Here is a 21,834-nt window from a genome sequence, read left to right as displayed (position 1 = left end):
CCCAATCGGTTTATTCGCCGTAGGGGATCCAGATGTTTTTCACTTCTGTTGCGGCCTCAAGGAACCGGCGGCTGTGATCGGCAGACCAGTCCAGCGCCCGACTGTTATTGACCCAGGTGCGCTTCAGGTTGCCAGCCGAAGCCGCTTCGATCGTGGAGGAGAGATCCGAAGAGGAGAAGCTCCAGACAGCATCGACGTTGAGATGGGCGGCCAGTGGCTCGGCCAGCTCGGCGTGACGACCGGTCAAGATGTTGACGACACCGCCGGGCAAATCGGATGTGTCCAGCACCTGATAGAAATCGGTGGCGGCCAGCGGATAGGCCTCGGAGGCGGCCAGAACCATGCGGTTGCCCATGGCAATCGCCGGTGCCATCACCGACACCAGACCCAGCAGGGGAGCTTCATCCGCGCAGAGCGCGCCGATTACGCCGACTGGTTCCTTCATTGCCAGTGCCACACCGCGGATCGGCACCCCATGCGCCTGACCGTCATATTTGTCGGCCCAGGCAGCAGCAGTGAACAGGCGCTGGATTGAGGCCTCGACCTCCTGCGCGCCCTGCGATTTGCCGGTCATCCGGTCGATACGATCCGCAAATTCGCTGGCCCGCGCCGACAGGTTCTCCCCAATATAGTAAAGGATCTGAGCCCGCAGGTGGCCGGTGGTTTTGGACCACGCTTTTGCGCCCGCTGCGGCCTCCACGGCGTTGCGCACATCCTTGCGGTTGCCAAGCCCGACGTGGCCGAGCAGCGCGCCCGATTTTGCGTGTACGGCCTTGGAATACCCGCCATCTGGACGGGCCTGCTTGCCGCCAACATACAGCTTTGCGGTGCGATCCACCGCGTCAACCGGCGCACCTTCACCGCTGAAACCTTGCACCTGGTCAAGCGTTTTTGCCTTGCCCTTGGGTTTGGTATAAGCGCTGAGCCCTTCCCAGCCACCTTCGCGGCCAAAGCCGCTTTCGCGGGTGCCACCAAAACCAGCCGCCGCATCAAAGAGGTTGGTGGCATTAACCCAGACCACACCCGCGACCAGTTTTGGCGCGATATCCAGCGCCAGATTGACATTCTCAGTCCACAGGGTCGCAGCCAGCCCGTAGCGGGTGTTGTTGGCCAGCTCGACGGCTTCGGAAGGAGTGCGGAACGTGGTGGAGACCAGAACCGGGCCAAAAATCTCTTCCTGCATCAGCGCGTCAGAGGGGGCCAGCCCTTCAATCAGCGTCGGCGGGTAGAAACAGCCGCGTTCCGGCACAGCGACCTGTGCCTGATGCATGCGGCCCGCAGTATTGGCCGCGACCATCTCGCTGATGGTGGTCAGCTGAACCGGATCCACGATGGCTCCGACATCAATGCTCTTGTCCAGCGGGTTGCCGATTCGCAGCTTGTCCATGCGTGTGCGCAGCTTCCGGTGGAAACGCTCGGCGATGCCTTCCTGCACCAGCAGGCGTGAGCCGGCACAGCAGACCTGGCCCTGATTGAACCAGATCGCATCGACCAGACCTTCGATCGCGGAATCAATGTCTGCATCATCAAACACGATGTAGGGCGATTTGCCGCCCAGCTCCAGGGTCAGCGCCTTGCCGCTGCCTGCGGTGGCTTCGCGGATACGGCGACCCACAGCGGTAGAGCCGGTAAAGGCGATTTTATCGACGTCTGCGCCAACGATCATTTCCCCCACAGCGCCGTCGCCGGTGACGATATTCACAACACCTTTGGGCAGACCCGCCTGACGACAGATATCTGCAAACAGCAACGCGGTGAGGGAGGTATATTCTGCAGGCTTCAGCACCACGGTGTTGCCCATGGCTATGGCGGGCGCCACTTTCCACGCCAGCATCAGCAGCGGGAAATTCCAGGGGATGATCTGACCGCAAACGCCCAATGCCTCACGGTCGGGCAGTTCGCTTTCCATCAGCTGGGCCATGCCGGCGTGATAGTAGAAATGCCGCTGTGCCAGGGGGACGTCAATGTCACGGCTTTCGCGGATCGGCTTGCCATTATCAAGCGTTTCCAGAACCGCAAACAGGCGCGCGTGTTTCTGCATCAGACGTGCAATTGCATAGAGGTAGCGCGCACGCCCGGCGCCACCAAGCGCCGCCCATTTGCCCTGCGCCTTGCGCGCAGCAGCAACGGCGCCATCCACATCGGATTGGCTGGCCTGGCTCAAAGTGGCCAGAACCTCACCCGTGGCGGGGTTCTTACTGTCGAACCCATCGCCGGGCGCTGTGAAGTCACCGTCGATGAAATGGCCGAACCGGGCGCCCTGATCCACCAGCCAGGCCAGCGCCTCGGCTGCACTCTCGGGGGCGGGGCCATAAGTCATGGTGTCGAAGATCTCTTTGATGGTCATGTGTCGAGCCTTGTGGTCTGTCGCCGCCTGCCTTGCGAGGGAAGCGGCCCGGAGGCCCTTGGGCGTCCGGGGGTGGCATCTGGATGTTAGGCCAGCGCGTGGCGGTAGCCGGCGGAATAGGCGCCGGTGACATGGTGTTCGAGCTGCCGTTCGATATCGCCCAGCAGCGACGAGGCGCCAAAGCGGAACAGATCAGGCTGCAACCAGCGATCCCCCAGCTCTTCCTTGATCAGCGATAGGTAGACCAACGAGTCTTTGGCCTTGGAAATCCCACCAGCGGGTTTGTAGCCGACACGGTAGCCGGTGCGCTCGTGATAGTCACGGATGGTGCGGATCATCACCAGGCTGACTGGCAATGTGGCGTTAACGCTTTCCTTGCCGGTGGAGGTCTTGATGAAGTCAGCACCGGCCATCATGCAGATCAGCGACGCACGCGCCACATTGCGCAATGTGCCCAACTCGCCAGTGGCAAGAATGGCCTTGACGTGGGCCTCGCCGCAGGCCTCACGGAAGGCTTTCATCTCATCATAGAGCGCCTGCCAGTTGCCTGACAGCACGTGACGACGGGAGATCACAATGTCGATCTCTTTGGCACCTGCCTTCACGCTTTCCTCGATTTCGGCCAGCCGGAGGTGAAACGGTGACAACCCGCCGGGAAAGCCGGTGGATACCGCAGCAACCGGAATACCGCTGCCATCCAACGCGTCCACGGCTGTCTCGATCATGTCGTGATAAACACAGACAGCCCCGGTGGTGATCGGCTCCATATCGAGCGCCTGCATCAGATCGGCACGTACCGGTTGACGGGCCTTGGCGCATAGACGCTGCACCCGACCGACGGTATCATCACCGGAGAGCGTGGTCAGGTCGATCAGGGTGATCGCCTTCAGCAGCCAGGCCGCCTGATGGTCTTTCTTCACACTGCGCCGACCGGGCAGGGTGGCGCAACGGCGTTCGATGGCGGAGGTATTTGCCTCAACCCCTAATGCCCAGTCCAGATCCAGCTCCATGCCGGGGTTACGCGGTTCGCCCACCTGCGGCAGCTGCGCGGTGTGCTCTGCAATTTGGCTTTCCATGCCGGGAATCCTCGTTCGAGTTCGGTGCGAAAATCGCACGACCACCCTGTCTTGGCAAGCAAGCGGGGCCGTCTTGGGGGTAAATTTTTGACTGTTTGGACAAAAATTCACTCAGATTGAGAACGATTCGCATTTATTATTGCGAATAATTCGCATTAGCATTGACAGGGCGCCGCGCCGTGCTCTTATTGGGGCAGATGGTATCCAAAGGACCTGCCCAATGCGTTTGCAACTGAACTCACCAATGATGGCCCGCAGAATGATGCTGGCGGTTATGATGGCTCTTACCGGGCTTATCGCGCTACCTATTGGGGGGCTTGGTGCTGGCCCGGCGCGGGCAGAGGCACCCCTGAAAGTGGTGGCAACAACCGGCATGATTGCGGATGCCGCCCGTCAGGTTGGCGGTGATGCCGTAGAGGTCCGCGCGTTGATGGGGCCGGGGGTGGACCCGCATGCCTATCGCCAGACGCGGTCCGACATCGTTGCGATGACCCGCGCGGATCTGGTGCTCTGGCACGGTCTGTATCTTGAGGCGCAGATGGAGGAGTTCTTCCACGATCTGGCGCGCAAGCGGACGGTGGTGGCGGTTGCCGATGGGCTGGACAGGGGCAAACTACGTGGTCACGATACCTATGCCGATAAATTCGACCCGCACGTCTGGATGACACCCGCCCTGTGGAAGGATATGGTGGCAGAGGTCCAGGCGGCGCTGACCGAGGCGCGCCCGGAACAGGCCGATCTGTTTGCGGCCAACGCTACGGCGCATCTGGCGGAACTGGATCAGCTGATCACCTATGGAACTGAGATTCTTGCCCAGGTCCCTGAGGAAAACCGCGTATTGGTCACGGCACATGATGCCTTTGGCTACTTCGGGCGTGACTTCGGGTTTGAGGTTCTGGGCATTCAGGGCATCTCCACCCAGTCAGAGGCGGGCCTCAACCGCATCGGCGAATTGGTCGATCTGCTGGTGGAGCGCGGTGTCTCCGCGGTCTTCGTCGAAAGCTCGGTCTCGGATCGTTCCGTGCGCGCTCTGATTGAGGGCGCTGCTGCGCAGGGTCACGAGGTCCGCATCGGCGGGGAATTGTTCTCCGATGCTATGGGCGCGGATGGCAGCTATGAGGGCACTTATGTCGGGATGCTGGATCACAATATGACCACCATCGCCGCCGCGCTCGGCGCCAAGGTGCCGCCCAAGGGCATGTCAGGCCGTCTCTCCGGTGCCGGGCTTTGATAGGACCGAGTGAGATGACTGTGGAATTGGCCCGTGAAAATGGCGCACCTGCTGGCGCAGCTGAGAGCCGTAAACACCTTGAACAATCGCCGCTGGCCATTCGCGGCCTGACTGTCACCTACGGTGAGAAACCCGCTGTCTTCTCAGTTGATATGACGGTGGAGCCGGGTCGGATGACCGCCATCATCGGCCCCAATGGCGCCGGCAAATCAACGCTACTGAAGGCGGCACTTGGCATTGTGCCGCCCGTCTCGGGGCGGGTGCAGGTCTTTGGCAAACCGCTGGACAGTCAGCGTGGCCGTATCGCTTATGTGCCACAACGCGCCAGTGTGGACTGGGATTTCCCGACGCGGGTGATTGATGTGGTCATGATGGGTCTCTACCGCGAGCTGGGTCTTCTGGGACGGATCACCGGCCGCCACCGGACGGCCGCACAGGCTTGTCTGGACCGGGTCGGGATGGGCGATTTTGCCACCCGCCAGATCGGCCAGCTCTCTGGCGGTCAGCAGCAGCGGGTCTTTCTGGCGAGGGCCTTGGCGCAGGGGGCGGATCTCTACCTGCTGGATGAACCGTTTGCCGGCGTAGATGCAGCGACCGAAAAGGCCATCATCGCCGTGCTGAAACAGCTGCGTGCAGATGGCAAGACCGTGGTTGTGGTCCATCACGACCTCGCCACGGTGGGGGAGTATTTTGACAATGTGTTCCTGATCAACACCCGCAAAGTGGCCGAAGGTCCGGTGGCGCAGGCCTTTACCCCACAAACACTGCAAAGCGCTTATGGCGGACGGCTTGCCACCGCGCAGGTCGATCAACTGGCCACAGCACCGGCGTCGCGGCGCCCGCAGACCGGTGGGGCGCTCTGATGCTGTGGGACGCTCTGCTGCTGCAGATGGGCTATAACGCCACGCTGGTGGCCATTGGCGCGACGCTGCTTGGAATTTCATCCGGGATCACCGGCACCTTCTTGTTCCTGCGCAAACGGGCGCTTGTCAGCGACGCCATCAGCCATGCCACACTGCCCGGTGTTGGTCTGGCCTTTCTTGTCATGGTCGCGCTTGGCGGGGATGGGCGCAATCTGGCTGGTCTGCTGGCCGGATCGGCTCTCTCGGCGATGGCTGGGCTCTGGTGTCTCAACTGGCTCACGCGGCGCACCCGCCTGGCCGAGGATGCCGCGATTGGCGCGGTTCTGTCGGTGTTCTTCGGGTTCGGCATTGTGATCCTGACCGTGATTCAGACGCTTGGCGTGGGCCGTCAGGCCGGGTTGGAGGGGTTTCTGCTCGGTTCCACTGCGGGCATGCTGTGGAATGATGCGCTGGTGATCGCTGGCGGTGGTGCGGCCACATTGCTGCTGATCCTGCTGCTCAGGCGTCCGATGACGCTGGTTGCATTTGACCCTGAATACGCAGCGGCGCGGGGCATTTCTGTGTCGCGGATCGATATGATGATGATGGGACTGGTGATGGCCGTCACCGTTGTCGGGCTGAAGATCGTCGGTCTGATCCTGATCGTGGCATTGCTGATCATCCCGGCTGTCACCGCCCGGTTCTGGACCGAGCGATCCGATATGGTGGTGCTGCTGGCCGGAGTGGCCGGAGGGCTATCGGCCTATCTTGGGGCAGCGGTCTCGGCCTCGGCGCCCAATCTGCCCACCGGTCCGATCATTGTGTTAATGAGTTTTGGCCTCTTTGCGCTGTCGCTTCTGCTGGCCCCCAATCGTGGCGTGCTTGCCGCTGTGTTGCGCCATCTGCGGTTTCAGCGCCGGGTCCATCTGCGGCAGGGATTGCTGGCGCTGGCGCAGGATCAGGTGATCTATGAGCCACTGACCCTGCGGCTGCTGCGTCAGCGCGGGTTGCTGCGCGCGGATGGTGTGCCCACGGAAAAAGGCCGGGCCCGTGCCGCCAAGGCCTTGCGGGATGAACATCGCTGGGCACTGGTCCGCAGCGATCAGACCCATGAGGCGGCAGCCGCGCTTTATGATGGGCTGCGCGAGATTGAGACGGTCCTGACCGAGGATCAGATTTCTGAAATTGACCGCCGCATCGGCGGCCCCCGCGAGGTTCCGGCATGAATGGCGCTGAATTTGTCCCCCTGTCGCTGACGCCGCTGCTGATCGGAATTTTTGCAGCCGTGGCCTGCGCGCTGCCCGGCAACTTCCTGCTGCTGCGTCGCCAGGCGCTGATCGGCGATGCCATCAGCCATGTGGTCCTGCCGGGCATTGTGGTGGCCTTCCTGCTGACCGGGGTAATCGCCGCCGGGCCGATGATGCTGGGCGCGGCTGGGGCGGCCATCGCTGCGGTGATCCTGATTGAGCTGATCCGGCGCCTTGGCCGGATTGAGCCGGGCGCGGCGATGGGCGTTGTTTTCACCACCATGTTTGCAGGTGGTGTCCTGCTGCTGGAGCAGACCGACACATCGACGGTGCATCTGGATGTGGAGCATGCGCTTTATGGCAATCTCGAAAGCCTGATCTGGCTGGATGCCACCGGCTGGGCCTCGCTGCTGGATCCGGTGGCACTCAGCTATCTGCCGGCCGAGCTGCCGCGCATGGCACTGACCCTGATTGGTGTCATTCTTTTCATTGCTCTGTTTTGGCGGTCGCTCAAGATCTCGACCTTTGACGAGGGCTTTGCCCGGACCCTTGGCATTCGCACCAACCTTTTGGGATTGGGGCTGGTGATCACCGCCGCTATTGCCGCCGTCGCCGCCTTTGATGCGGTGGGATCGATCATCGTGATTGCGATGTTCATCTGCCCGCCTGCGGCGGCGCGGATGATGTCGAACCGCCTCGAAGGGCAACTGGGTTGGAGCGTTGCCTTTGCTGTTGTGTCGGCTGTGCTCGGCTATGTGCTGGCGGGATATGGTCCGCTGTGGCTTGGCGCGACCGATGCGGTCAGCGCAGCGGGGATGATCGCGACAGTTTCGGGTCTGTTACTGGCCATCGCAGCGCGGTTTGGGCCGTGCCGACACCGGGCCGGAGCACCCGCAGGCATCTGATTTTCGTACCACTGACAGTGTCCAGCCGCGAGGATTGCGGCTGGAAGAATCGCGCAATGCCATGCTAAATATTGCGGCATGGCACAAGCAGACCCCCAAATCAGCGGCATCTCTCAACCGGTTATCCGGCAGCTCGACGACAGCGCCATCAATCGCATCGCGGCAGGCGAGGTGGTGGAACGCCCCGCCTCGGCGGTGAAGGAATTGGTGGAGAACGCCATTGATGCGGGGGCGACGCGGATCACCATCGACATCGCGGATGGCGGCAAGACGCTGATCCGGGTGACCGACGATGGCTGCGGCATGTCGCCTGCGGATCTGCCGCTGGCGCTGTCCCGGCATGCCACCTCCAAGATCGACGGCTCCGATCTGCTGAACATCCATACCTTTGGCTTTCGCGGTGAGGCGCTGCCTTCCCTTGGTGCGGTCGGACGGCTGAGTATCACCAGTCGTGCCAAGGATCAGGACGCCGCCCAGATCCGTGTCGCCGGCGGGCGGATGGAACCGGTCAAACCTGCGGCCCTGCGCGCCGGCACAGTGGTGGAGCTGCGGGATCTGTTCTACGCGACCCCAGCCCGGTTGAAGTTCATGCGCAGCGACCGGGCAGAAACGCAAGCCATCGGCGATGTGATCAAGCGTCTGGCCATGGCGGAACCCTCAGTGGGGTTCACCCTGCGCGATGTGTCCGGTGGCGGGGAGGGGCGCGTGACCTTCCGCGCCGATCCCTTGACTGGTGATCTTTTTGATGCGCTGCACGGGCGGTTGGCGACGGTTCTTGGCCGGGAATTTGCAGAGAACGCGCTGAAAATTGACGCCACCCGCGACGGTGTGCGGCTCTTTGGCTATGCGGCGTTGCCCACCTATTCGCGCGGGGCGGCGGTGGCGCAGTTCCTGTTTGTGAACACGCGACCGGTCAAGGACAAGATGCTGACCGGGGCTCTCAGGGCGGCCTATTTCGATTTCCTCAGCCGGGATCGCCATCCGGCGGCGGCGTTGTTTCTGGACTGTGATCCGACGCTGGTGGACGTGAATGTGCATCCCGCCAAATCCGAGGTCCGGTTTCGGGATCCAGGTGTGGCGCGCGGTTTGATTGTCTCCGCGCTGCGCCATGGGCTGGCTGAGGCCGGTCACCGGGCCTCCAGCACGGTGGCTGGCGCCACACTGGGTGCAATGCGTCCCGAACCCATGGCCAGCCAGCCGGGCGCGGATGGGGCGCCTCGGATCTACCAGATGGACCGCCCTTCATTAGGCGCGCGGAGCCTCTCTTATGCGGCGCAGGCGACAGACCAGACGCGCCCCTTTGGCGGCGAGGTGCCGCCCTCATCAGGATTCGCCGAATTGGCACAGGCCTATAGTGGCCGGGTGACAGAAACGCCGGAGCGCCCTTTCCCGGACATAGCCCCGGGTCAACCTTTGAAAGAATCCGAGACCTCCGCACCCGGGGCCGAGCAACTGCCGCTTGGCGCCGCGCGCGGGCAGGTGCATGAAAACTACATTATCGCCCAGACTGCCGACGGGATGGTCATCGTCGATCAGCACGCCGCCCATGAGCGGCTGGTCTATGAAAAACTGAAACGCCAGATGGCGGAAACAGGCGTGGCCGCGCAGGCCCTGCTGATCCCCGAGATTGTGGAGCTGAGCGAGGGCGATTGTGCCCGTATTCTGGCGGTTGCAGAGGACCTCGCCCGCTTTGGTCTCGGGATCGAGGCCTTTGGCGGTGGCGCCATCGCGGTGCGGGAAACACCGGCCATTCTGGGGACCGTGAATGCCGAAGCAATGGTGCGCGACATTCTGGATGAGTTGGATGATCAGGGCGAAAGCCAGCTGGTTCAGGCCAAGATCGAAGCCATCCTCAGCCGTGTCGCCTGCCATGGATCCATCCGCTCCGGGCGCTGGATGCGGGGCGAGGAGATGAATGCGCTGCTGCGCGAAATGGAGGCCACGCCGCATTCGGGCCAGTGCAACCATGGCCGCCCCACCTATGTTGAGCTGAAACTGGCCGACATCGAACGCCTGTTTGGACGCAGTTGATGGAGACCATCGCGCTGTTTCTGCAGACTGCAGACCCGCAGACTCTCGCGCTGCTGGGACTGGGGGGCCTCGTGCTGCTGGTGCTCCTCATGATGCTGCGCGCCAATGCCCGCGCCGCCCAGAGCATTGCGCCGATTGCACAGCAGATGGCCCATCTGGGGCAAAGTGTTCAGCAGCTACGCGGCGGCGTGCAACATGTCTCGGACGCGCAGGCCAATGCGCAGGTGCAGATGATCCAGACGGTGGAGACCCGGCTCAGCGCGGTGCAGCAACAGGTCAATGATCGCCTGTCAGATAACGCTTTGCGACAGGCGCGCGCCCTCGCGGATATGCAGGAACGGCTGCAGGAGAGCCTGCATGGATCCACCAAACGCACAGTAACCTCGCTCACTCAGCTGCAAGAGCGGCTGGCGGTGATCGACAAGGCGCAGGACAATATCACCAAACTGTCCGGGGATGTTCTGGGGCTTCAGGATATCTTGGCAAACAAGCAGACGCGTGGTGCATTTGGTGAGATCCAGCTCAATGATATCGTCTCCAAGGCGCTGCCCGCTGACAGCTATGCGTTTCAACATACCCTGAGCAACGGCAAGCGCGCCGATTGTCTGATCCACCTGCCCAATCCACCCGGCCCAATTGTGATCGACAGCAAGTTCCCTCTGGAACCCTATGAGGCGCTGCGCAACGCGGAAACACAGGAGCAGCGCGCCAGTGCGGCGCGCCAGCTGAAGGCTGCGTTGCGTGCCCACATTCGGGCCATTTCGGAGAAGTACATTCTGGACGGCGAGACCGCAGATGGCGCGCTGATGTTCCTGCCGTCTGAGGCGGTCTATGCCGAGCTGCATGCCAATTTCTCTGATATTGTACGGGAGGGCTTCTCCGCAAAGGTCTGGATCGTCTCTCCGACGACCTGCATGGCAACGCTGAATACGATGCGTGCCATCCTGAAAGATGCCCGGATGCGGGAACAGGCCGGGGCAATCCGCAGCGAGCTGGCGCATTTGCACAAGGATGTGGAGCGTCTGGGCGACCGGGTCGGCAATCTGGACCGGCATTTTGGCATGGCGGCCAAGGATATTGCCGAGATCAAGATCAGCGCCGACAAGGCCGGACGGCGCGCGCAGCGGCTGGACAATTTCGACTTTGAGGAAATCGCAGCACCGTCGGCAGGGATCGGCCAGCCCGGTGATCCGGCCAATGTCGTTCCGCTGGGGCGGCCCGAGAGCTGATGCAGCAGACCACAATCGCGCCCCTGCTGACCAATGCCTCAATCGCAGCAGAGCGGTTGGTTTCGGTCCTCCGTATCGCTGTGACATTGGGGCTTTTGACGGTCTTCGTGCTCACCGTGGCCGGGTTGGATTTCAGCACATTGGCCCCGTTTCTGCATCGCCAGCTGTTGTTCGCCGTGCTGACGATGTTTGCCTATCTGATGCTGGGGGTGGTGACCTTTGCCGCGACCACGCTCGGATGGTTCCGGCCCTGGATGTCGTGGTTCAGCGTGACGGCTGATTGCGGTTTCCTTCTTTTCAATGTCTGGTTCAGCCTAGAAAACAGCAGTTATCCCGGCGGGGTGGCGTTGCTGTTGCCGCCGGCCTGGCTGGTGCCGCTGGTGCTGGCTTATGGTGTGATGCGGATGGACCCGCGCCTGCAGCTTTATACAACGGTGCTGCTCAGTGGCGGGTTGGGGGCGTTGATATTCTGGCCGGATGGCCGGTTTGATGGCGGGCAGCTTGGGATCTTGCACAGCGTGCTGGATACTCCGGCTAATGTGATGAAGTTGACGATGATCCTCCTTGCGGGTCTGGTCATGGTGCTGGCGGCGGCGCGCATGCGGCGGCTGTTCTACCGCGAGTTGGAGGCAGCTGATGCGCGCGCCAATCTGACCCGCTACCTGCCGGCGCAGGTGGCCGATCAGCTGGCGGATGGCGGGTTGTCGGCGCTGCAGCAAGGTCAGCGGCAGCCGATGGCGGTGATGTTTGTCGATATTCGTGGCTTTACCCGGTGGTCGGAAACCCGTGACCCGCAAGAAGTCGGAGATTTCATCACCGCTTTCCGCAATGAGGTCGAGGACAGCGCAGCGCGTCATGACGGCATGATTGACAAATACATGGGCGATGCCGCGATGCTGCTGTTTGATGATGCACCGGTCGCAATGGGTGGCCCCAATGGTGCGGCCCGGGCATTGGCTTGTGCGGCGACGCTCTGCGAGGCGATTCACCGCTGGTCGGACCGACGGGTCGCAGCCGGGGAGCCGGTGGTCGAGATCGGCATCGGCGTCCACGCAGGCGAGGTGTTTTCCGGCGTCGTGGGCAATGCGGCGCGGTTGGAATATTCGGTCTTTGGGGATGCGGTGAACACGGCGTCAAGGCTGGAACAACACAGCAAGACAGTGCCACAGATCATCATTGCCTCTGCCGTTACACTGACGGTGGCAGGGATCGAACCCGCCCGCCAACGCTGGGTGTCCCTGCCGCCGGTCACCCTGCGTGGGCGCAGCAAGGTGATTGAGATCTACGGCAGAGAGGGCTGATCGGGGCCTTTGCTGCGGTCTTTGCCTCAGATCAAGGACGGTGGCGGCAAATGTGGCTTAGATCCCCGTTGCAAGCGCGGACAACGGAGGACAATCGCCATGCTTGAGATCAGTACCCGCAAGGTGGCGCAGGTGGCCCTGATGGCCCGTGAGCTGACCCGCGCCGAAGGTGAACTCAGGGCGTTCATTGACCGGATGGGCGAAGATGAACAGGCCGAGTTGGTGGCGATCATGTGGATCGGTCGCGGCAGTTTCGAGGCCGGTGATCTGGAAGAGGCCATCGCCACCGCCCGACAGGAGGCGACCACCCCAACTGCTGATTACCTGATCGGCACACCGCATCTGGCGGACAATCTGGAGGCCGGTTTGGATGCGCTGGGGATTGATGTGCAGGGCGTCGAAGAGGATGTCATCGGGCGCTAGCTGGATCGCTAGCAAAGACGCCTAACACAGTCGGCTGACCCGTTCAGCTTGCCTCTGATCTGTGGGGCCTGATGCAGAAGGGCGCCGGAAACCGGCGCCCGCATGATGTGTCTCTCTGCCGGGGCGCTGCCCCTAACAGCGGGATACCTCAGGCCTTGTTGTCGACAACCTCAAGGTGCTGAGCCAGTTCACCGATCTTGGTCATCCATTGATCCACCAATGCAGGATCGCTGGGGGCGGCGCTGACGCCGGGCGCGATTTTGCTGTTCATCGCCGCCTCAATGGCAAAGGACACGGGATAAGACACCAGACGCGCCATCGCGGTGCCGCGTTCATCCCCCCAGGCATCCATGACGTAGGTTTTGTGCCAGACCTCCGAGCCGTCTTTTTCAGCCTTGAGGCCAACGCAAAGCACGACGCGGTCTGCCTCACCTTCGGCGTAGGCGTTTTCGGTCCAGAATTGATCCGACATATCCTTGAGCCGGGCGTCCCCTTCGGCGCCTTCCAGGGTCTCGACTTCCTTGAAGACATCCGCCCAGGCCTCAGCCCAGCCATTGAGGCGCAGGGTGCCGCGGACGAAGTCCTTCACCTTCCAGTCGTCACCGAATTCATACTGCGCCATGAAGGGGAGGGAGTCGCGGTTTGGGTAGACCTCGAAACTCTCCGCTGTGGGCAGCGGTGCTGCATAAGATGAGATTGCATCCCAAGGGCGCGCGACATCCAGTTCTTTGAAATCGCGGATCGATTTGGATGGAGAGCGCAGCGCCTTCAGCACGCCGAGCGGCGACCAGCTGAACTTGTAGCGGAACGGGTTCGGTGTCTTGGGGATGCCGCCGCAGTAGGAGATGAAGCTGATTTCATTTGCCGCATCGAAGGCGTCCGAGGCCTTGTAGTCCGCCACCAGCGCATGGGCCATCAGGTGATCAATACCGGGATCGAGACCAACCTCATTGATCAGGCAGACGCCTGCATCTTTGGCCTTTTGATCCAGGGCACGCATCTCCGGCGCAATGTAGGAGGATGACACGAAATGCGCGCCATGCTCAATCGCCAGCTCCGCCAGAGGCACATGCCAGTCGCCGGGAAGCATCGACACGATCACGTCCTTGGGGCTCAGCATCTGGCCGAGGTTGGCCAGGCTGAAGCTGTGGATGTTGCTGGTCAGATCGCCAATCGCTTCGCGCGCCTTGTCGGGTGTGCGGTTCCAGACCGCGACATCATGACCGGCCTCAAGCAGGCGGCGCAGGCCGGGAATTGCGGACAGGCCGGTGCCGCACCAATGGATTGTCATTTTCTCAGTCTCCGTTGTTGGTTCCGTCGGCTGTCAGCCCGGAAGATGATCCTTGAAGGTGGTTTCTGCCCGCCCCCAGACGCCGCTTTGCAGATCGGTGAGGGTCAGCAGAGAGGACAGCAGCTGTGCGGCGTAGTCTTCCGAGCTTTCGACCGGCAGCATGGATGGCAGATTGTCGATGGCCATCACGTCGAGCACCGGGTGTTCGGCGACCCGCAGCGCGGGGGAGGCCCAGGTTGTCGCGCGATCATAGACCGGCACCGGATTATAGTCGCTGTCCGGGTCGCAGGCGACATCCCCGATGGCGGACAGCTGGCGATCCTGCTCCAATGCCTCACGCGGGACGAACACCGGGGTGCCGGGACGCGCAAAGATGCAGTTGAGAAACAGGTCATGGGCCAGGATCTGGGGGAAGGGGCCACCGCTGGCGGTTTCGGCCATGTCCCATTTGGTGACCGTGACCCCCATCGCCTCGCAGAGATCCGCCGCACCGGTTCCGACACGTCCCAGCGCGCCGATGACCATGGCGCTGGGACGGGCTGTTGCGAGCGCGTCCAACTCGGCGCCGAGTTCGGCCAAAAGCGCGTCCTTGCCGGAGTAGACGCCCACCGGTCCGCAGATTTCGCCCCGCTGTTGTGCGGCCCAGGTTTTAAGGGTGACGGCGGCACCTGCATACCCGGCCCAATAGCCAAAGGCCGCAACCCGGCGACCGGTGTCATCCACCAGATATTCCAGATCATAGAGCGTGCCGCCACCGGCCTTGAACCGCTCCAGCAGTGCCTTGCCGGAATGCTGGCCCTTGAAGGCATGGCCGAACATGATGTGGCGATGCGGCAGCGGGGTGCCGTCCTCCGGCAGTTCCTTCAGGCCAAATATGATGGCCTCCCTTGGGGCGTCCGGCCAGGCGTTCTCTGCTGCGATATCGCAACCTGCATCGATATAGCCCTGCAAGGGGATCGCCCGGACTGAGCTTTCCTCAACCGTGACCTTGATGCCTGCGTCGAGGAGCGCCTTGGCGCCTTCGGGGGTCAGGCCGACCCGCTCTTCATTGGGGCGCTGCTCGGCCCGTACCCATAGATGCGTCATGTCTTGTCCTTTACAGCATGCCCTTGGCGGTCACGGCGCGAATGGACTCGCGCTGATCCATGGCCGCCATGAATTTCTGAATTTTGGGGTAGTCCGCCACATCGACCCCGTCGCCTTCCAGCCAGCTGCACACCACATAGAGGTAGCAATCGGCGAGACTGAGCGTGTCACCCAGCACCAAGGGGCCGCGCAGGCCCGACTGGCAGATATAGTCGCAGGAAGCCGCCATGGTCTGGGGTACCATCTTCTGCATGTCTTTCCAGCTGCTGCGCTCATTGGCCCAGCGGCTGCCGCGCAGCTTGTGCGCGTGGTTCACATGCATGGTTGACGCGAGGTAGAACATCACCTCGCGCATGCGCGCCAGCATCACGGGATCCTGGGGGCGCAGGCCAGCGTCCGGGGCCAGATCGGCGACATATTCCAGCAGCGCGCCGGTCTCCGTCAGAATGCCACCATCGACGACCAATGCCGGCACGCGGCCCTTGGGGTTGATCTGGGCGTAGGCGTCGCCAAGTTGCTCCTTGGCAGCAAAGTCGATGCGGATGGGTTCATAGTCCAGTCCTGCCTCTTCCAGCGCAATCGCGACGGCCACCGAAATCGTCTTGGGTGCGTAATATAGCTGCATCAGTCTGTCCTCCCTCAGATCATGCGTTCTCAGTGCTCCATGCTGAGCCTAGAGATGCGTTTGCGCGTAGTGGCGCTCCGGATGTTCGAGATGCGGGACAGCATTGAACAGAACCGGGCTCAGCTGACCGCCGATCGGGTGCAGCCGGTGCAGGGAACTGTTCATGATCGCCAGTGCGATCCGCGCGGTTCCGGTTGTATCAAGCCCCATCGCTTGCCCCATCGCCATCGCGATCAATCCGCCCGATGTAACCACCAAGGCCGGGCCGTCCCCTGCCGCGATCTCTGTCAGAGCAGATTTTGTGCGGGTTTCAAAGTCGCGCCAGCTTTCGGGCGGGTTTGCGATGTCATCTGCGGCCCAGGCGGCAAAGACTTTAGGCATGTGATCGACAAACCCCTCACGCTCGGTGGGAATATCCAGACCATGCTGGTCCTGCATCGCCTCAGCGAGGTTGAAATACTCCATCTCGTTCAGGCGGGGATCCTGCACCACATCTTCCAGCCCCATGCCGGCAGCCGTTTCGATGTGGCGGGTCAGAGTGCCGCAATAGACGCGGGTGTAATGCGCGCGGGTGTCGCGCAAATGCGCGCCCAGCCAGCGTGCCTGCTGATGGCCCAGATCGCTTAGCCGGTCATAACTCGCCTCGTCGCGGGCGCCGGTGTTGGCCTGTCCGTGGCGGATCAGCGTGATATGGGTCATGGCGTGTTCCTTTGCGTCCGGGCAAGTCTTATGCAAGCTTTGCAACGGTGAAAAGAGCCAGTTCGCGATTTCGGATCCAATCGTGTATGGCAGGCGCATGGATTGAATTTTAGGTCCGGATCGGACCAGATGTTTCGCGTGCGAAACAACCAAACAAAGGCTTAACGCCAGATCGTAAAAATACACTGGTTTTGCAGCTGTTGCGCAGTGGGCGTACGGCAGGTTTCGGTGATGAGAACCAGAGACTGTGCCGCGCTTGGGACAGGTGGCGACCAGATCTTACCCCGGTTGGAGCGGAGGCTGCAGCGAAGATCAGGCGCGGTCGTAGCCGCGTTTCAGCATCCGTTTGCGGTGGTAGTCCGCGGCGATCGACGCCTCTCGCAGGTTGCCGTAAATGTTGATCGTGCTTTGCCCGCTGCCGCCAGCAACCCCCCATTCCCGCAGAACGGAAACCTCGGCGAACAGGTTCATCGCAAGTTCGATCCGATAAAAGCGCGGAACCCGCGCGGGGGCTTGGCGATAGAGCAGACAGGTAGCCATATACGAATCATATCGTCCCCGATTCGCTGCGTCCAGTCTGCGCTACAGCCATCACGATATTCTGCGGTGCGGCCTGCCGGTCAGAGCCAGGTCACATCGCCGAGAAAGATATAGCCGGCACCGTAAATCGTTTTGATCAACCGGGGGTTCTTCGGGTCCTCCCGCAGTTTCGTGCGCAGGCGGGAAATGCGAACATCCATTGCTCTGTCGAAACTCTCTCCTGCGCCACCGCCCAGGCTTTCCTGCATTTGCGCGCGGGAGATCAGGCGTTTCGGGCTTTCGAGGAACAGTCGCAGCACCTCGCCCTCTGCATGGGAGAATGGTGTCTCTGCGCCGCTGTCATCTTCCAGGATGTAGCGGTCAAAATGCGCGGTCCAGCCGGAAAACTCGGCGCTGTTTCCCGTGGTTGCGGCGCTGCGCGGGCCGCCACGCAGGCGGGCGCGAATGCGGGCCACGACCTCTGCCGGGTCAAAGGGTTTGGTGATGTAGTCATCCGCCCCAAGCTCCAGCCCGGTGACCCGATCCTGCACCTGCGCGCGGCCAGAAATGATGATCACAGCGGCCCCCTGTTCCAGTGCCAGCCGGTGGACCAGCGCCAGCCCGTCGGTATCTGGCAGTGACAGATCCACGAGACAGACATCCGGGGTCACCCGGTTGAGCGAGGCCTCGAACTCGCGGGCACGGGCAAAGCTCTGGGTGCGAAACCCGGCCTCCTCAAGCGTGTCGGTCAGAATGCGCCGGATTTCAGGTTCGTCATCCAGAATGGTAATAAGGGGTCTGCTCATGCGGCGGAGTCCGATTTGATCAGCGCTGAGAGCTGATGGGTGGTAAAAGGTTTCTGCAACACCGGGCAGCGTTTCAGGGCGGTGCGAAACAGAGGGTCGCTGGTTGGCAGGGATGTCATCAGAATGCAGGGCAGCCGGGCGCTCTGCAAGCGGTCGGCCAGATCAATACCTGTGGCGCTGCCCTGAAGTTTGATATCTGACAGAACCAGCGAAATACCCTCAATGTCGGCGGTCAGCGCGCAGGCTTCATCCACGCTTGTGGCCTCGACCACGGCATAGCCAAGATCGATCAGCATGTCACGGAAGGTGGCGCGCAGCTCCTCGCTGTCCTCCACCAGAAGCGCCAGCCCGCCCGCAGCATCTGGCGCAAGACGATAGGGGATGCGCAGGGTCACGCTGGCGCCGGAGACAGTATTGCCGATACGCATGTCGCCGCCGGTGGATTTGGCCATGTCATAGACCATCGGCAGTCCCAGGCCGGAGCCTTCGCCGCCTTTGGTGGTGAAAAACGGATTGAGCGCCTTGTCCAATGCGGTTTTTGAAAATCCGGGTCCGGTGTCGGTCACGCTGACCTCCAACCATGTCTGGCCAACGACATGGGCGCTGACGGTGATCTGGCCTTGGGTGCCGCAAGCATCACGCGCATTCAGGATAAGGTTCAGCAGGGCATCCTGCAGTTTTCCGGGGTCGAGCAGCAGCCGCACATCTGGGGTATGGTCCACGATGCTGAGGCCCATACCCTGGGGCAGCGAGGGCGTTGCCAGCACCTTCAGTTCTTGCAGCAGGGCATGCAGATCGGTGGCGCGCGGGCGCAGGCTGCGATGGCCTGTCATTTCCGCGATGCGGTTCAGCAGCCGTCCGCCGCGCCGTGCGGCTGACAACGTGGCTTGGACCAGATCGGCGGCCTCCGGGTTCAGGTCCGATTTCGCCAGCTTGCCCTGCATTCCGAGGATGATGGTCAACAAGTTAGAGAAATCATGCGCCAGCCCGCTGGTCATCTGAGCCGCCATCTCGCGGCGGCGCGCCTGTTGCAGGGCGACGCGTGTTTGGGTTTCCTCGGTCACATCCATGGACAGGATGAACACGCCGCCAGTGGCATCGGGGGTGAAGGCGACTCGGATCCGGCGGCTGTCGTGATTTTCGGTGAATTCGAACACCGGGCTGTCGCCCTGATAGGCGGCCATCAGATGTGGGGCGATCTTGTCATAGGCGGCAGCTCCGAGTGCCTCCGCAATATGCATGCCGAGAATTTCAGAGGGACGGCTGGGAAAGACAGAGCTGAGGCGCCGGTTGGTATAGGTATAGTAACCCTCTGCATCCACATGGGCGATATGGGCGGGCATCATCTCGGTTGTGAGGCGGGTGCGGGCCTCCATCTCGGTGAGCTGGCGTTTGGCCTCCTCAAGCGCGGTGATCGTGGCGGCCAGTTTCCGGTTGGTGGCCGAGAGTTCCTCGGTATGGACGATCAGCTGATCGGACATTTCCTCAGAACGGGCGCGCAACAGTTGTTCGATCCGCTTGGTGCGGGTGATGTCGGTGTAGACCGTGACCCAGCCGCCCTGCGGCAGCGGCGCCCCTTCGATCGAAATCACCTGCCCGTTGGCGCGTTCGCGTTCCAGATAATGGGGCACAAAGTCGAGCGCCTGATCAACCCGCTGCTGCACGAACCCCTCAATATCATCAACGGGCCCGTATTCGCCGCTGGTGGCGATATGGCGGATGGTTTCCTCAAACCGTGCGCCCGGAGTGATCAGCGCATCGGGCAGGTCGAACATCTCCTGAAAGCGCTGGTTGCAAACCACCAGACGCAAATCGCTGTCGTAGATCGACATCGCCTGGGCAATCAGGTTGAGCCCGGCGGTGGTCATCGTGGCGCGGTGTTTTTCGGATCGGTTCATGCTGTCTCCCACGGCGTATGGCTAGCATCCTGAAAGGCCTGCGCAAAGGGGCAAGCCTGTCATAGGGGGACCGCCCAAGAGGGCCTGCGTACGCCAGGTGAACGGCTGTTACAATTCGTAAGATTTGGGAAAACATCAGGAAAAAGTTGACGCCATAGCATGAGGCCGTCCCTAATCGGGATCAGAATCGCGGGTAGCGATCAGTCCGGCCGCATGGGTCGGAAAGGGGAGGAGAAAGAACGTGGCTCAGACGCAGTCGGGTGCCGCAGGGATGATGTCCCTGCCGGCGCTGCTTGAACGCAATGCGGCGCAGATTGGTGACCGCCAAGCCTATCGGGAAAAGGAATTCGGCATTTGGCAATGCTGGACCTGGTCCGAGACCCAGAAGGAAATCGAGGCGCTTGCGCTTGGGTTGATCAACCTCGGGGTTAACGAGGGGGATTTCATCGCCATCATCGGACGCAACCGTCCATCGCTGTACTGGGCGATGGTTGCGGCGCAATCGGTGGGCGCGGTTCCGGTGCCTCTCTATCAGGACGCGGTCGCTGAAGAGATGTCCTATGTTCTGGATCACTGCGGTGCGCGGTTCGTCATCGCCGGTGATCAGGAGCAGGTGGACAAGGTGCTCGAGGTTCAGGAGCAGCTGAGCAATCTGGAGCAGATCATCTATCTGGATCCGCGCGGCATGCGCAAATATGACCACCATACGCTGCATGAATATGCCCATGTGCAGGAGCAGGGCAGGGCTGCGCGCGATGAATGGATGCCTGATCTGGAAGCCCGCAAGGCCAAGCTGACCTACGACAGCACCTGCGTGATGCTTTACACTTCGGGCACCACAGGCAAGCCCAAGGGCGTTGTTCTGTCCAATCGTAATGTGATCGAAAGCGCCAAGAATTCTGCGGAATTTGACAAGCTGACGGCAGGCGAAAATATCCTGTCATATCTGCCGATGGCCTGGGTTGGCGATTTCATCTTCTCGGTCGGGCAGGCCTATTGGTGCGGCTTCTGTGTGAACTGCCCAGAGAGCGCCGACACCATGATGACGGACCTGCGCGAAATCGGGCCAACCTATTTCTTCGCGCCGCCGCGTGTTTTCGAAGGTCAACTGACCAGCGTCATGATCCGCATGGAAGACGCGAGCACGCTGAAGCGCAAGATGTTCCACCACTTCCTGGCGCATGCCAAGAAGGTCGGCGGTGACATTCTGGATGGTCGCCCGGTCGGGCTGATGGACCGGCTGAAGTACAAACTGGGGGATCTTCTGGTCTATGGTCCGCTGAAGGATACGCTGGGCTATGGCCGTATTCGCGTTGGCTACACCGCCGGTGAGGCGATCGGGCCGGAAATCTTCGATTTTTACCGCAGCTTGGGCATCAACCTGAAACAGCTCTACGGCCAGACCGAAGCGACGGTGTTTATCACCGTGCAACCCGATGGCGAGGTCCGTGCAGATACTGTGGGTGTTCCGGCCCCTGACGTGGAAATCAAGATCGCGGACAATGGCGAGATTTTCTATCGCTCTCCCGGAACCTTTGTCGAATATTACAAAAACCCGGAATCCACGGCCTCGACCAAGGATCCCGAGGGCTGGGTCGCCACGGGGGATGCCGGCTTCTTTGAAGAGGGCAGCGGCCACCTTCGCATCATCGACCGTGCCAAGGACGTTGGCAAAATGGCGGACGGCGCGATGTTTGCGCCCAAATACGTCGAGAACAAGCTGAAGTTCTATCCGGACATTCTGGAAGTTGTGCTGTTCGGCAATGACCGGGACCGCTGTGTCGCCTTTATCAACATCGACCTGACGGCAGTTGGCAACTGGGCGGAGCGGAACAATATCGCCTATGCCTCCTATCAGGAGCTGGCGGGGCATCCCAAGGTGCTGCAATCGATCAGGGAACATGTCGAAACCGTCAACGAGTCGGTGGCACAGGATGTCATGCTCTCGGGGTGTCAGGTGCACCGCTTTGTCGTGCTGCACAAAGAGCTGGATGCTGACGATGGCGAGATGACCCGGACCCGAAAGGTGCGCCGTGTGGTGGTCGAGGACAAATATTCCGACATTATCGCAGCGCTTTACGATGGCTCTTCGCAGATTTCGACACGTACGGAAGTGACCTATGAGGATGGCCGCAAGGGTGAGATCAGCGCCACGCTGGACATCATTGATGCCAAGGTCGTGCCGGTTACCACGCAGGCGGTGGCTGCGGAATGAGACAGTTGATGACAAGACCCGCAGCGATGCGGTCGGCAGCGGCGCGAAGCCATCTAAAACAAA

Annotated in this window: 18 protein-coding genes; 9 read left to right on the top strand and 9 right to left on the bottom strand. The window is 61.6% G+C overall.

Annotated elements, in window-relative coordinates; all coding sequences use genetic code 11:
* Positions 1 to 10 precede the first annotated feature (10 nt).
* Together OO25_RS05095 and deoC are read right to left on the bottom strand one after the other, a co-directional pair.
* Positions 11 to 2,347, bottom strand: coding sequence for an aldehyde dehydrogenase family protein (locus OO25_RS05095; protein ID WP_040178771.1), 2,337 nt, complete (start codon positions 2,345 to 2,347; stop codon positions 11 to 13).
* 86 nt (positions 2,348 to 2,433) lie between these two features.
* Entirely contained in the window at positions 2,434 to 3,423 is a 990-nt protein-coding gene (deoC, locus tag OO25_RS05090; RefSeq protein ID WP_040170182.1) for a deoxyribose-phosphate aldolase, read from the bottom strand.
* A 220-nt stretch (positions 3,424 to 3,643) separates the two neighbouring features.
* On the opposite strand from deoC, the gene OO25_RS05085 reads away from it, so the two are divergent.
* From OO25_RS05085 to OO25_RS05050, 8 genes are all read left to right on the top strand, one after another.
* The gene (locus OO25_RS05085; RefSeq protein ID WP_082035286.1) at positions 3,644 to 4,654 is read left to right on the top strand and encodes a metal ABC transporter solute-binding protein, Zn/Mn family; all 1,011 of its coding nucleotides are present in this window, start codon (positions 3,644 to 3,646) and stop codon (positions 4,652 to 4,654) included.
* Positions 4,655 to 4,668: 14 nt separating this feature from the next.
* Positions 4,669 to 5,517 carry a metal ABC transporter ATP-binding protein gene (locus OO25_RS05080; protein ID WP_040170187.1) on the top strand — a complete coding sequence of 283 codons (849 nt, stop codon included), beginning with the start codon at positions 4,669 to 4,671 and terminating at the stop codon, positions 5,515 to 5,517.
* The gene (locus tag OO25_RS05075; protein WP_040170189.1) at positions 5,517 to 6,722 is read left to right on the top strand and encodes a metal ABC transporter permease; all 1,206 of its coding nucleotides are present in this window, start codon (positions 5,517 to 5,519) and stop codon (positions 6,720 to 6,722) included. Before OO25_RS05080 ends, OO25_RS05075 begins: the two co-directional genes overlap by 1 nt.
* Positions 6,719 to 7,648: a metal ABC transporter permease gene (locus tag OO25_RS05070; protein ID WP_040170191.1), complete on the top strand. Its 930-nt coding sequence runs from the start codon at positions 6,719 to 6,721 to the stop codon at positions 7,646 to 7,648. Before OO25_RS05075 ends, OO25_RS05070 begins: the two co-directional genes overlap by 4 nt.
* Before the next feature lie 78 nt (positions 7,649 to 7,726).
* A complete protein-coding gene (gene mutL / locus OO25_RS05065; RefSeq protein WP_040178769.1) occupies positions 7,727 to 9,679 on the top strand; it encodes a DNA mismatch repair endonuclease MutL in 1,953 nt (650 codons plus the stop codon).
* Positions 9,679 to 10,908 (top strand): DNA recombination protein RmuC, encoded by a 1,230-nt coding sequence (locus OO25_RS05060; RefSeq protein WP_040178768.1) that lies wholly within the window; start codon positions 9,679 to 9,681, stop codon positions 10,906 to 10,908. Before mutL ends, OO25_RS05060 begins: the two co-directional genes overlap by 1 nt.
* On the top strand, positions 10,908 to 12,209 hold the full coding sequence (locus OO25_RS05055; protein WP_040178767.1) for an adenylate/guanylate cyclase domain-containing protein: 1,302 nt from the start codon (positions 10,908 to 10,910) through the stop codon (positions 12,207 to 12,209). Before OO25_RS05060 ends, OO25_RS05055 begins: the two co-directional genes overlap by 1 nt.
* 99 nt (positions 12,210 to 12,308) lie before the next feature.
* Positions 12,309 to 12,632: a DUF3775 domain-containing protein gene (locus OO25_RS05050; RefSeq protein WP_040170199.1), complete on the top strand. Its 324-nt coding sequence runs from the start codon at positions 12,309 to 12,311 to the stop codon at positions 12,630 to 12,632.
* Positions 12,633 to 12,780: 148 nt separating this feature from the next.
* Here OO25_RS05050 and OO25_RS05045 read toward each other — a convergent pair whose 3' ends face one another.
* The 7 genes from OO25_RS05045 to OO25_RS05015 all read right to left on the bottom strand — a co-directional run bounded on the left by OO25_RS05045 (position 12,781) and on the right by OO25_RS05015 (position 19,556).
* Positions 12,781 to 13,923 (bottom strand): saccharopine dehydrogenase family protein, encoded by a 1,143-nt coding sequence (locus OO25_RS05045; protein WP_040178766.1) that lies wholly within the window; start codon positions 13,921 to 13,923, stop codon positions 12,781 to 12,783.
* A gap of 33 nt (positions 13,924 to 13,956) precedes the next feature.
* Positions 13,957 to 15,009, bottom strand: coding sequence for a saccharopine dehydrogenase (locus tag OO25_RS05040; RefSeq protein ID WP_040178765.1), 1,053 nt, complete (start codon positions 15,007 to 15,009; stop codon positions 13,957 to 13,959).
* A gap of 10 nt (positions 15,010 to 15,019) precedes the next feature.
* On the bottom strand, positions 15,020 to 15,634 hold the full coding sequence (locus tag OO25_RS05035) for a glutathione S-transferase family protein (RefSeq protein WP_040178764.1): 615 nt from the start codon (positions 15,632 to 15,634) through the stop codon (positions 15,020 to 15,022).
* 48 nt (positions 15,635 to 15,682) lie between these two features.
* Positions 15,683 to 16,333 (bottom strand): histidine phosphatase family protein, encoded by a 651-nt coding sequence (locus OO25_RS05030; protein ID WP_040178763.1) that lies wholly within the window; start codon positions 16,331 to 16,333, stop codon positions 15,683 to 15,685.
* Positions 16,334 to 16,645: 312 nt separating this feature from the next.
* Positions 16,646 to 16,873 carry a WGR domain-containing protein gene (locus tag OO25_RS05025; protein ID WP_040178762.1) on the bottom strand — a complete coding sequence of 76 codons (228 nt, stop codon included), beginning with the start codon at positions 16,871 to 16,873 and terminating at the stop codon, positions 16,646 to 16,648.
* Between the two features lie 80 nt (positions 16,874 to 16,953).
* Positions 16,954 to 17,658, bottom strand: coding sequence for a response regulator transcription factor (locus OO25_RS05020; RefSeq protein ID WP_014876158.1), 705 nt, complete (start codon positions 17,656 to 17,658; stop codon positions 16,954 to 16,956).
* Positions 17,655 to 19,556, bottom strand: coding sequence for a PAS-domain containing protein (locus OO25_RS05015; protein ID WP_040170214.1), 1,902 nt, complete (start codon positions 19,554 to 19,556; stop codon positions 17,655 to 17,657). Before OO25_RS05015 ends, OO25_RS05020 begins: the two co-directional genes overlap by 4 nt.
* Positions 19,557 to 19,827: 271 nt before the next feature.
* Between OO25_RS05015 and OO25_RS05010 the strand changes: the two genes are divergently transcribed.
* On the top strand, positions 19,828 to 21,771 hold the full coding sequence (locus OO25_RS05010) for an AMP-binding protein (RefSeq protein WP_040179138.1): 1,944 nt from the start codon (positions 19,828 to 19,830) through the stop codon (positions 21,769 to 21,771).
* Positions 21,772 to 21,834: the final 63 nt, after the last annotated feature.

Origin of the sequence: Phaeobacter sp. S60, from assembly GCF_000826845.1 — a bacterium.
Classification (GTDB): Bacteria; Pseudomonadota; Alphaproteobacteria; order Rhodobacterales; family Rhodobacteraceae; genus Phaeobacter; species Phaeobacter piscinae.
This window is presented reverse-complemented; position numbering and strand designations above follow the sequence as displayed.

Excerpts from the sequence above, each read along its gene's own strand:
- OO25_RS05020 (WP_014876158.1), bottom strand. The coding sequence starts at position 17,658 with ATGAGCAGACCCCTTATTACCATTCTGGATGACGAACCTGAAATCCGG.
- OO25_RS05015 (WP_040170214.1), bottom strand. The coding sequence starts at position 19,556 with ATGAACCGATCCGAAAAACACCGCGCCACGATGACCACCGCCGGGCTC.
- OO25_RS05080 (WP_040170187.1), top strand. The coding sequence starts at position 4,669 with ATGACTGTGGAATTGGCCCGTGAAAATGGCGCACCTGCTGGCGCAGCT.
- OO25_RS05050 (WP_040170199.1), top strand. The coding sequence starts at position 12,309 with ATGCTTGAGATCAGTACCCGCAAGGTGGCGCAGGTGGCCCTGATGGCC.
- OO25_RS05055 (WP_040178767.1), top strand. The coding sequence starts at position 10,908 with ATGCAGCAGACCACAATCGCGCCCCTGCTGACCAATGCCTCAATCGCA.
- OO25_RS05040 (WP_040178765.1), bottom strand. The coding sequence starts at position 15,009 with ATGACGCATCTATGGGTACGGGCCGAGCAGCGCCCCAATGAAGAGCGG.
- deoC (WP_040170182.1), bottom strand. The coding sequence starts at position 3,423 with ATGGAAAGCCAAATTGCAGAGCACACCGCGCAGCTGCCGCAGGTGGGC.
- OO25_RS05075 (WP_040170189.1), top strand. The coding sequence starts at position 5,517 with ATGCTGTGGGACGCTCTGCTGCTGCAGATGGGCTATAACGCCACGCTG.
- mutL (WP_040178769.1), top strand. The coding sequence starts at position 7,727 with ATGGCACAAGCAGACCCCCAAATCAGCGGCATCTCTCAACCGGTTATC.
- OO25_RS05035 (WP_040178764.1), bottom strand. The coding sequence starts at position 15,634 with ATGCAGCTATATTACGCACCCAAGACGATTTCGGTGGCCGTCGCGATT.
- OO25_RS05095 (WP_040178771.1), bottom strand. The coding sequence starts at position 2,347 with ATGACCATCAAAGAGATCTTCGACACCATGACTTATGGCCCCGCCCCC.
- OO25_RS05010 (WP_040179138.1), top strand. The coding sequence starts at position 19,828 with ATGATGTCCCTGCCGGCGCTGCTTGAACGCAATGCGGCGCAGATTGGT.
- OO25_RS05060 (WP_040178768.1), top strand. The coding sequence starts at position 9,679 with ATGGAGACCATCGCGCTGTTTCTGCAGACTGCAGACCCGCAGACTCTC.
- OO25_RS05085 (WP_082035286.1), top strand. The coding sequence starts at position 3,644 with ATGCGTTTGCAACTGAACTCACCAATGATGGCCCGCAGAATGATGCTG.
- OO25_RS05025 (WP_040178762.1), bottom strand. The coding sequence starts at position 16,873 with ATGGCTACCTGTCTGCTCTATCGCCAAGCCCCCGCGCGGGTTCCGCGC.
- OO25_RS05070 (WP_040170191.1), top strand. The coding sequence starts at position 6,719 with ATGAATGGCGCTGAATTTGTCCCCCTGTCGCTGACGCCGCTGCTGATC.
- OO25_RS05030 (WP_040178763.1), bottom strand. The coding sequence starts at position 16,333 with ATGACCCATATCACGCTGATCCGCCACGGACAGGCCAACACCGGCGCC.
- OO25_RS05045 (WP_040178766.1), bottom strand. The coding sequence starts at position 13,923 with ATGACAATCCATTGGTGCGGCACCGGCCTGTCCGCAATTCCCGGCCTG.